Source organism: Nocardia sp. NPDC059228 (assembly GCF_042754245.1).
Lineage (GTDB): Bacteria > Actinomycetota > Actinomycetes > Mycobacteriales > Mycobacteriaceae > Nocardia.
The window spans coordinates 1-1,382 of record NZ_JBHZAL010000113.1 but is presented as its reverse complement, the minus strand read 5'-3'; the positions used below and the strand labels follow the sequence as shown (position 1 = coordinate 1,382).

General features: G+C 65.4%; 2 protein-coding genes. Both read left to right on the top strand.

The features are described from left to right. A partial coding sequence (locus tag ACFXKA_RS42805) for a toprim domain-containing protein (protein WP_379431876.1) occupies positions 1-753 on the top strand: 753 nt, incomplete at its 5' end. A 77-nt stretch (positions 754-830) separates the two neighbouring features. After that, positions 831-1,382 (top strand): DNA gyrase subunit A (locus ACFXKA_RS42800; RefSeq protein ID WP_379431875.1); only part of this gene is annotated, 552 nt, incomplete at its 3' end.

Genomic DNA, 1,382 nt, shown 5'->3' with positions numbered 1-1,382 from the left:
GATCTGACCCGTCGCAAGGGTCTGTTGGAGTCGGCTTCGCTGCCCGGCAAGCTGAGCGACTGCCAGTCGAACGACCCGGCCAAGTGCGAGATCTTCATCGTCGAGGGCGACTCGGCCGGCGGCAGCGCGAAGTCCGGCCGCAACCCGCAGTATCAGGCCATTCTGCCGATCCGCGGAAAGATCCTGAACGTCGAGAAGGCGCGGATCGACAAGATCCTTCAGAACACCGAGGTGCAGGCGCTGATCTCGGCGTTCGGCACCGGTGTGCACGAGGACTTCGACATCGAGAAGCTCCGCTATCACAAGATCATCCTGATGGCGGACGCCGACGTCGACGGCCAGCACATCAACACGCTGCTGCTGACCTTCCTCTTCCGCTTCATGCGCCCGCTGGTCGAGGCCGGGTACGTCTATCTGTCGCGTCCCCCGCTGTACAAGATCAAGTGGGGCCGGGACGACTTCGAGTACGCGTACTCCGACCGGGAGCGCGACGCCCTGGTGGAGCTGGGGAAGCAGAACGGCAAGCGGATCAAGGAAGACTCGATCCAGCGCTTCAAGGGCCTCGGTGAGATGAACGCCGAGGAGCTGCGCATCACGACGATGGACGTCGACCACCGTGTGCTCGGCCAGGTCACGCTCGACGACGCGGCGCAGGCCGACGACCTGTTCTCGGTGCTGATGGGTGAGGACGTCGAGGCCCGGCGCTCGTTCATCCAGCGCAACGCCAAGGACGTCCGCTTCCTCGACATCTGAGTCGGCCTCCCGCTGACCGCCATCGAAATGGCCGAAAGGAACTTTGACCAGCAATGGCCGACGAGAACACTCCTGTGATGCCCGAAGAGGTGCCCGCCGTGGAAGGCGTGGGCATGCGTGTCGAGCCCGTGGGGCTCGAGACGGAGATGCAGCGCTCGTATCTCGACTACGCGATGTCCGTCATCGTGTCCCGCGCGCTGCCCGACGTACGGGACGGTCTGAAGCCCGTACACCGCCGGGTGCTGTACGCGATGTACGACGGCGGCTACCGGCCCGAGAAGGGCTTCTACAAGTGCGCCCGCGTCGTCGGTGACGTCATGGGCACCTACCACCCGCACGGCGACTCCTCGATCTACGACGCGCTGGTCCGCCTCGCGCAGCCGTGGTCGATGCGGATGCCGCTGGTGGACTCCAACGGCAACTTCGGATCTCCCGGCAACGACCCGGCCGCCGCCATGCGGTACACCGAGTGCAAGCTGATGCCGCAGTCGATGGAGATGCTCCGGGACATCGACGAGGAGACCGTCGACTTCACGGACAACTACGACGGCCGCAACCAGGAGCCGACGGTCCTGCCGGCGCGGTCACCACGGTCTCCGCCAGCAGGTAGTCGGCGACATCACCCGCCG